The following is an 8,547-nucleotide window of genomic DNA, read 5'->3' as shown; positions in this document are numbered from 1 at the left end:
CCCAGTGATCACAGAGCGTCGTAACTCCATGATCACCGGGACCTGTGCCCGCCTTGTTTCCGGGTCTCCCCGCGCTGCCTATCTGCGCGAGCTCTTATTCGCACTTCGACGCGGCGCAGCACGGGCAACGGTCCGTCCCGCTGCCGGGGCCCGCTCCCCCCCGGAGACGCCGGGGGACCGGGGCTGCGCGCACCCGATCCGCCGACGGGTGTCCGTCGGGCCGCCGGCGACTTCGTACGCTGTGCCGTGGGGCGGTCCCTTTGAGGGGCGCCCGCTCGGACCGAGACAGTGACGAGACAGTGAGAGGTGCCTGATGGGTAGCGTCGTAAAGATCAACGTGCTGACCGTGCCGACGGAGATGCGGGAGAGCCTGGAGCAGCGGTTCGCCTCGCGCGCCGGGGCGGTCGAAGGCTCCGACGGCTTCGAGTGGTTCGAGCTGCTGCGCCCGGTGGAGGGCACCGAGCAGTACCTGGTCTACACCCGCTGGGCCAGCGAGGAGCACTTCAAGGCCTGGATGGAGGGCCCGATGCAGGCGGCCCACCGCCAGGGCCCGCCGCCCGCCGAGGGCGAGGCCCCGCAGCGCCCGGCCGCGTCCGGCTCCACCCTGTGGTCCTTCGAGGTCGTCCAGTCGACCGGCCCGAAGGCCTGACGGACCGTACGGCCCCGGCGGGGTGCCTCCACCCCGGTGCCCCGCCGACGGCCCGTCCACCGTTCGGCCCGACCCGGATGGGTGATCACCCTTCCTCCGACCGAATGACTTTCACACCCCACGCCGTCAGCACACCGCGCAGCAGCCGCGCCCCCGGAGTCCGCGTACCTACCATGCGCCGTGAGTGCCCTGTCAAAGGGGCTTGCGACTCCAGAAACGGCTGAACGAATGAGATCAAGGATCCGTGGTCGGCTTCGGGCCTGGGCCACCGTCGGCGTCACGCTCGCGGTCGTGGCCGGTACAGCTGCCGCCGCACCTGCGGAGAGCCCGCACAGCGACCTCGGGCCCGACATCACGGCGATCATGAACAAGCCCGCGTACAAGCACGCGCAGTGGGGCCTGCTGGAGGTCGACACCGAGAGCGGGCGAACCGTCCACTCCATGAACCCCGACCAGTTCTTCATGCCGGGTTCGACCGTCAAGCTGATCACCATCTCCAGTGCCTGGCACGCCCTCGGCCCGGACCACCGCTTCACCACGCCGGTGAACGCGATCGGCCAACGCAACGGATCGACCCTCACCGGGAACCTGGCGCTCCTCGCCCAGGGCGACCTCACCATGGGCGGCCGGACCAAGCCGGACGGGTCGGTCGACTTCACCCCCATCGACCACACCTACGCAGACGACATCCCGGGCGCCACCCTCACGCCGGAGGACCCGCTCGCCGGACTCGACGAGATCGCCCACCAGGTCCGCGACTCGGGCATCACCACGGTCGACGGCGACGTCGTCATCGACTCGCGGCTGTTCGCGCCCCCGCCGATCAGCCCCACGCCGACGCCCCTCATCATCAACGACAACGTCATCGACCTGCTGAGCACGCCGACCTCCCCCGGGCAGCCCGCCCAGCTGAGCTGGCGCCCGCAGGTCGCGCCCTACCAGGTCACCTCCGACGTCCGGACGGTGGCGGCCGGCGGCACCACCGACATCCAGGTCGCCGCGTCCCCCGACGGCACGAAGATCACGCTCTCCGGCACGATCGCCGCCGACTCCCCGCCCGCCCTGAAGATCTCCCAGGTCCAGGACCCCAACGCCTTCGGGCGCACGGCCCTGATCGAGGCGCTGGGCCGCGCCGGGGTCACCGTCACCGCCCCGCCGACCGGGCCCAACCCGGACGCCACGCTGCCCGCCTCGTACGCCGGGGATCCCCAGGTCGCAGCCTTCGTCTCGCCGCCGTACCGCGACTACGCCAAGCTGATCCTGAACGTCAGTCACAACCTCGGCGCCAACCTGGCCCTGTGCAACATGGCCGTGACCGTCGGCAGCAAGAACTGCTTCGACGGCTTCCCGGTCGTCCACGACTTCCTCACCAAGACGGCGAACGTCGACCCCACGCAGTTCCAGCAGGCGGACGGACGCGGCGACGTCCCCGTCGACCGCGTCACGCCCGAGGGCCTCAACCAGCTGCTCGCGTACTGGCTGCACACCCCCGACGCGGATGCCTTCCGCACCTCACTGCCGATCCTCGGCGTGTCCGGCACGGGCGCTCTCTTCTGCGCCACCGACTGCCCGGCCAAGGGCAAGGTCTTCGCCAAGCCCGGCACCATCATCGGTTTCGACCTGCTCAACCAGCAGCTCGCCATCAACGCGCAGACGTACGCGGGCTACCTGGAGGCGGACGACGGCCACCTCTACACCTTCTTCGTCGGCGTCAACGGCGCGGCGGCCCCGAACATCCAGGGGTTCTTCGACGTCAACGACGATGTCGACGAGATCGCCGTCATCCTCCAGCAGGAGGCGTGCGCCGAACGGGACGGCGGCCGCCCGCACCACAAGGCCTTCACCTCCGCGGGACGGCCCCCCGCCCGGACCGGTCGTCCGTAACGCGACCGTACCCGCCCGTCCAGCAGTGACCACCGGCGCGCCCGGCGGGATCCGTGACCCGCACGGACGACCTCGGCGACCACCGCGCCCGTGACTCCGGGCGGAGAGGCCGTGGGGGCTCGAATCCCGTAACCACGGTCCGGCAGTACGAGTTGAGGGCCCTACCGGAGAGACCCGGCAGGGCCCTCAACGGCGCCGGGCGGGCGCCGCCGTCAGACGTCCTTGAAGGTCACCGGTGCGGCGAAGGCCGCGCGGCGGCCGGCCCGGCGCAGGGCGCGCAGGATCGGCGCGCCGACGGTGAGGCAGAGGACGGCGGTCAGGGCGGCGCGGGGAAGGTCCCAGCCGAGCGAGGTGGTGAGGCAGTAGAGGGCGAACCGGGTGAGGTTGGCGGTCAGCGGGTCGCCGGGGACGAAGGCCACCGAGGTGGTCAGGCTGCCGAGGTAGGGCCAGCCCTGGAGGTTCATGACGGTGCCGTAGGCGACGGCGGCGACCGCTCCGTAGCCGGCCAGCAGGGCGAGTTCGCGGCGGCCGCGCAGGGTCGCCGGGCCCGGCAGCAGCCCGGCGCCCAGGCAGACCCAGCCCATGCTGAGCATCTGGAACGGCAGCCAGGGGCCGACCCCGCCGGTGAGCAGCGCCGAGGCGAACATCGACACCGAGCCGAGGACGAACCCGAAGCCCGGGCCCAGCACCCGCCCCGACAGCACCATCAGGAAGAACATCGGCTCCAGGCCCGCCGTGCCCGCGCCGAGCGGCCGCAGGGCCGCCCCGGCGGCCGCCAGGACGCCCAGCAGCGCCACCGACTTCGCGTCCAGGCCGACTTCGCCGCCGCCCGCCGCCCGGCCCTCCGAGATCTGGGCGATCACCACGGCGAGCAGCAGCGGCAGCAGCAGGGCGAACAGCCAGGGCGCGTCGGTGGAGTGGCTCGCCAGGGTGGAGGAGCCGGAGGCCAGCAGCGGCCAGCCGAAGGCGGCCACGCCGATCGCGGAGATCAGCACCAGGACGGTGACGGAGCGCGGGCCCAGGGGCACGGGCCGGGTGAGCGGGGGCTTCGTCACAGCGACTCCGGTGCGTGGGCGGCCGGTGCGTCGGCGGGCAGGGGTGTGTCGGCGGCCAGGGCGTCCGTGATCTGACGGACCGTCAGCCAGGGGAGCGGGGTGAGGACCTTGGCGACCTGCGGGGCGAAGGCCGGGGAGGAGACCACCACGTCGGCCGTCGGGCCGTCGGCGACCACCTCGCCCTCCGCCAGGATGACCGTGCGGTGGGCGAGTTCGGCGGCCAGCTCGACGTCGTGGGTGGCCAGCAGGACGGCGTGGCCGTCGGCGGCGAGGTCGCGCAGGATCTCGACCAGCCGGCTCTTGGCGGCGTAGTCGAGGCCCCGGGTGGGCTCGTCGAGCAGGATCACCTGCGGGCGGGAGGTGAGCACGACGGCGAGCGCGAGGGTCAGCCGCTGGCCCTCGGAGAGGTCGCGCGGGTGGAGCGCGTCGTCGATCCCCGGCAGCAGGCGGGAGACCAGCGCCCGGCAGGTGCCCGGACCGGCGGCGGGGGCCGCGTCCTGGTCCGCGGCCGCGCACTCGGCGGCGACGGTCTCCGCGTACAGCAGGTCGCGCGGGTCCTGCGGGACGAGGCCGACCCGGCGGATCAGCTCCTGCGGGCGGGTCCGGTGCGGGGTCAGCCCGCCCACCCGGACGGTGCCGGAGGCGGGCCGGTGCAGCCCGACCAGCGAGCCGAGCAGGGTGGACTTCCCGGCGCCGTTGCGGCCCATCAGGGCGGCGATCTCGCCCGCCCGCAGGTCCAGGCTGACGCCGCGCAGAGCCGGTACGGGCCCGCGGCTGACGGCCAACCGCTCGACGCGGAGCACCGGTTCGCCCGTCGCGACCGGTGCCGGGGGCGGCGTACGGCCGTCCAGGCGGGCCCGCAGCGGGGCGGCCCGGCGGCGGGCGTCGCGGACGGAGAGCGGCAGCGGCGACCAGCCGGCGGCCCGGCCCAGTGCCACCACGGGCGGGTGGACGGGGGAGTGGGCCATCACCTCGGCGGGTGCGCCGAGGACCGGCGGCGCGCCGCCGCCCGGCAGCAGCAGCACCTGGTCGGCGTACTGGACGACGCGCTCCAGCCGGTGTTCGGCCATCAGGACGGTGGTGCCCAGGTCGTGCACCAGGCGTTGCAGGACGGCGAGGACGTCCTCGGCCGCGCCCGGGTCGAGCGCGGAGGTCGGTTCGTCCAGCACCAGCACCTTCGGGTGGGTGGTGAGCACCGAGCCGATCGCGACCCGCTGCTGCTGGCCGCCGGAGAGCGAGCCGAGCGCACGGCCGCGCAGGTCGGCGAGGCCGAGCAGGTCGAGGGTCTCCTCGACCCGGCGCCGCATCACCTCCGGGGCCAGGCCCAAGGACTCCATGCCGTAGGCGAGTTCGTCCTCGACGGTGTCGGTGACGAAGTGGGCCAGCGGGTCCTGGCCCACCGTGCCGACCAGGTCGGCGAGGTCGCGCGGCCGGTGGGCGCGGGTGTCCCGGCCGCCGACCGTCACCCGGCCGTGCAGCACGCCGCCGGTGAAGTGCGGGACGAGCCCGCTGACGGTGCCCAGCAGGGTGGACTTGCCGGAGCCGGACGGCCCCACCAGCAGGCAGAGTTCACCCTCGGGGACGGTCAGGTCGACGCCGCGCAGGGTGGGTCCGGCGGTGTCGTGGTAGTGGACCGAGACCTGTTCGAAGGTGATCACGAGGCGCTCCGGGGCGGGTGGGGTGCGACGACGGCGGGCAGTAGGCCGATCAGCAGGGCGAGGGCGGGCAGCAGGGGCAGCCGGGGTGCGGCGGGCGGGACGACCGACGGCGCGAAGGCGGCCGGATCCAGCCCGGACAGCCACACCGTCAGCCCGGCGACGGCCACCCCCGAACCGGCGACCAGCCACTCCCGGACGGCCCAGGGGTCTGGCCGGTAACGGGATCTGACGGATCGTCGGCCACCGAGCAGCAGTCCGCCGGCCGCCGCCGCCAGGCCGGCCGGCAGCAGTGGCAGGGCCCAGGCGGAGCCGTCCGCCGTGAGCAGCCCGTAACTGGCGACGCAGACCCCGAGCAGCCCCGCCAGGGTGAGCACGGCGGTGGTCCGGGCGGTGCCGCGCGGCACGTCGGCGGTGCGGCCGAAGCCCCGGCTGTCCATCGCGGCGGCCAGGCCGATCGAGCGTTCCAGTGCCCCTTCGAGGACCGGAAGGCCCACGCTGAGCAGCGACTTCACACCGCTGTCGGAGCGTCCGCGCAGTCGCCGGGCGGCGCGCAGGCGCTGGACGTCGGCGACCAGGTTGGGCGCGAAGGTCAGCGCGACCACGGCCGCCACCCCCGCCTCGTACAGTGCGCCGGGCAGTGCCCGCAGCAGCCGGGCCGGGCTGGCGAGTGCGTTCGCGGCGCCCACGCAGACCAGCAGGGTGGCCAGCTTCAGCGCGTCGTAGAGCGCGAAGAGCATCCCCTCCAGCGTCACCCTCCCGCCGATCCGCACGCCCTGTGCCCAGTGCGGGAGCGGGAGTTGGGGGAGGTCGAGCAGGACGTGACTGCCCGGGACGGGCGAGCCGAGGAAGACCGCGAAGGCCAGCCGCAGGCCGAGCACCGCCAGCCCCAGCTTCAGGAAGGCCCCGTACGAGCGGGCCCACGGCGCGTCGCCGCGCCGGGCCGCCACGACGTACCCGGCGACGCCGACGACCAGCAGGAGCAGCAGCGGGTTGGTGGTGCGGGAGGCCGCGGCACCCAGGCCGAGCGCCCACAGCCACCACGCGCCGGGGTGCAGATGGCGCGGGCCGACGGGCGAGCGGGTGGTACGGAGCTTGGGCACGGGACTTCCTGGGGTGGGTTGCTGCGGCTGCCGGGGGGCGGTCGCTGCATGCGACGGCTGCGTGCGACGGCTTTGTGCGGCGGCTACCTGCGGCGGCGACGCGCCTGGTGGATCGCGGCGCCGCCGAGCAGGACGACCAGTGCGGCCCCGGCGGCCAGTCCGACGGCCGGGCCCGACCCGGTGGGGGAGCTCTGCCGGGCCGGGTGGTCGGACACGGTCTCGCCGCAGCCGGTGAGGGGGTAGCCCGCGATGGCGCAGAGCATGCCGTCCGTGCCGTAGCGCAGCGGCGGGGCCACGGCGGCGAGCACCTCGGCGGAGCTCGCGGCGGCCGGTACGGCGGCGCAGGCGGTGCGCGGTGCGGGCGGCGTCGCGCCCGACGGCGCGTCGGCCGGGACGCCGAAGTCCAGTACCACCGCGACCCGCTTCTTCCCGGGCGGGGCCGCCGTCGCGCCGCAGATCGCGCCGAAGTCCCCGGCGGCGGTGGGCCGGGCGGCGTTCTGCCCGCCGCCCGGGCTGACCGCGAAGCGCCAGCCGTCCACGCCGCCGTCCGGCGGGATGTAGGTGGCCGGGCCGGACTGCTGGTAACTCCAGCCGGTGCCGGCCGACTTCCAGAACGACCAGTAGCGGTAGCCGGTGGCGTACGCCGGAGTGGAGGCGAGCAGCGGCAGCAAGGCGGTGAGAGCGGCCAGGACGGCGGCGGCCAGGGTGGTCGCCGCCGTCCGGCTCGGTGCGGGTGTCACTTCCGGTCGTCGCCGTTGTCGGACTTGGCGGACGGGGTGGGCGTGGCGCCCTTGCCCGGCTGCTGCCGGTTGCCGCGCTTGCGGTTGAGGCTGATCAGCAGCCCGCCGCCGACGCCGATCAGCAGGCCCACGCCGATCACCCACTGGGTCGAGAGGCCGCTGCCGCCGGAGGCCTTGCCGGACGCCTTGACGCTGCCTTCGGTGGAGGGGGAGGCGGAGGGCAGCGACTTGGGCGCGGGGCCGGCGTCGGTCAGCAGCTGGACGAGGTCGTTGCCGCCGAACCGGTGCGGGTCCAGCTGGGCGGCCTGGGCGACCAGCAGCAGGTCGGCGGCGGCCGAGGCGTCCGTACCGGACTTGCCCTTGGCGGCCCAGGCGTAGCCGTTGGCAGCGAGCCAGTCGGCCGCGCCGGTGGCCTGCTGCGGGTGGCCGGACTGGACCAGGCTGAGCACCGTCCACGCGGTGCCGGCGAAGTCGGGGGTCGGGGTGGCGCCGGGGGTGGTCAGCATCAGGTGCCGGCCGTTGGCGGTCAACTGCCCGACCAGGTAGGCCGAGGCGGCCTCGGCGGAGTCGGCGCGCGGCACCGCGCCGACGGCTCCGCCGGCCGTGCAGGCGAGCGGCTTGGGAGCGGCGTCCACCCGGTTGGTGTTGGTGACCGGGATCTTGCCGCCGGCCGCACCCAGGGTCGCCTGAGAGGTGGCCAGCGCGTTGGCGGCGAGCGCGCCACCGGCGGCCGGCTGGAAGGCGAAGGCGCCGCGCTGGTCGGCGGGGGCGGCGCAGCCGAGCTGGAAGGCGCCCAGCGCGTCGTACCCGCTCCTGCCGTTGCGGCTCACCGTGGCCGGGTCCGTCCCGGTGGCGAGCAGGGCGCTGACGGTCAGCCCGGTGGAGTTCCCGTCGCCGGGGGTGCCGGGGTTGTAGGCCCAGCTGCCGTCCGCGTTCTGGTTGGTCTTGATCCACTGGACGCCCTTGGCGACCGCGTCCTGGTGCCCGCCGAGCACGGTGAGGGCCTGGATCGCGACGGCGGTGGCGTTGCTGTCCTCGGTCTTGGCGTCGCAGGCGGCGGCGGTGTCGGCGCGGTAGGACGGCCAGCCGCCGTCCGCGCACTGCTGGCCGGTCAGCCAGCCGACCGCCGAGTCGGCGGGGACGACCTTGGCACCCGCCAGCGCGGTGAGCGCCAGCGACTGGCGCCAGACGCCGTCGTACGTCGGGTCGCCCTTGCCGTAGAGCCCGGCGGGGACGGCGGCGGGGGCGGGGGAGGCGGTGGTGTCGGCCAGGGCCGGTGCGGCGGCGGCGCCGGCCAGCAGCAGGCCGGTCAGTGCGGTGGCGCCCAGGCGGGCAGCGGTGAGCATGGCGGAGGGTTGCCTTTCGGTGAGCGGTGCAGCGGCCCGTGACGGGCCGCCCGTAGACCTCGACGGGGCCGGGCCGGAGCCCGGCGTTGCCGCTCGCCTCTCCCCGGGTACTCCG

At 74.8% G+C, this 8,547-nt stretch carries 7 protein-coding genes; 2 read left to right on the top strand and 5 right to left on the bottom strand.

Going from position 1 to position 8,547, the window contains the following annotated elements; translation table 11 throughout:
- Positions 1 to 313: 313 nt before the first annotated feature.
- Both ABD330_RS16400 and dacB read left to right on the top strand, forming a co-directional pair.
- Positions 314 to 649: an antibiotic biosynthesis monooxygenase family protein gene (locus ABD330_RS16400; RefSeq protein ID WP_344465551.1), complete on the top strand. Its 336-nt coding sequence runs from the start codon at positions 314 to 316 to the stop codon at positions 647 to 649.
- A 291-nt stretch (positions 650 to 940) separates the two neighbouring features.
- The gene (dacB, locus tag ABD330_RS16395; protein ID WP_344465549.1) at positions 941 to 2,533 is read left to right on the top strand and encodes a D-alanyl-D-alanine carboxypeptidase/D-alanyl-D-alanine endopeptidase; all 1,593 of its coding nucleotides are present in this window, start codon (positions 941 to 943) and stop codon (positions 2,531 to 2,533) included.
- Between the two features lie 212 nt (positions 2,534 to 2,745).
- Here dacB and ABD330_RS16390 read toward each other — a convergent pair whose 3' ends face one another.
- From ABD330_RS16390 to ABD330_RS16370, 5 genes are all read right to left on the bottom strand, one after another.
- The gene (locus ABD330_RS16390) at positions 2,746 to 3,588 is read right to left on the bottom strand and encodes an ECF transporter S component (RefSeq protein WP_344465547.1); all 843 of its coding nucleotides are present in this window, start codon (positions 3,586 to 3,588) and stop codon (positions 2,746 to 2,748) included.
- Positions 3,585 to 5,246 carry an ABC transporter ATP-binding protein gene (locus ABD330_RS16385; RefSeq protein ID WP_344465545.1) on the bottom strand — a complete coding sequence of 554 codons (1,662 nt, stop codon included), beginning with the start codon at positions 5,244 to 5,246 and terminating at the stop codon, positions 3,585 to 3,587. The genes ABD330_RS16390 and ABD330_RS16385 overlap by 4 nt, the downstream gene beginning before the upstream one ends.
- Positions 5,243 to 6,346, bottom strand: a complete 1,104-nt coding sequence (locus ABD330_RS16380; protein WP_344465543.1) for a CbiQ family ECF transporter T component — start codon at positions 6,344 to 6,346, stop codon at positions 5,243 to 5,245. Before ABD330_RS16380 ends, ABD330_RS16385 begins: the two co-directional genes overlap by 4 nt.
- 83 nt (positions 6,347 to 6,429) lie before the next feature.
- Positions 6,430 to 7,086: an SCO2322 family protein gene (locus tag ABD330_RS16375; RefSeq protein WP_344465541.1), complete on the bottom strand. Its 657-nt coding sequence runs from the start codon at positions 7,084 to 7,086 to the stop codon at positions 6,430 to 6,432.
- A complete protein-coding gene (locus tag ABD330_RS16370; protein WP_344465539.1) occupies positions 7,083 to 8,432 on the bottom strand; it encodes an SCO2321 family membrane protein in 1,350 nt (449 codons plus the stop codon). The genes ABD330_RS16375 and ABD330_RS16370 overlap by 4 nt, the downstream gene beginning before the upstream one ends.
- Positions 8,433 to 8,547: the final 115 nt, after the last annotated feature.

Source organism: Kitasatospora kazusensis (genome assembly GCF_039529945.1).
Lineage (GTDB): Bacteria > Actinomycetota > Actinomycetes > Streptomycetales > Streptomycetaceae > Kitasatospora > Kitasatospora kazusensis.
Note: the sequence above shows the minus strand (reverse complement) of the source record. Positions and strands in the feature narration are given on the sequence as shown.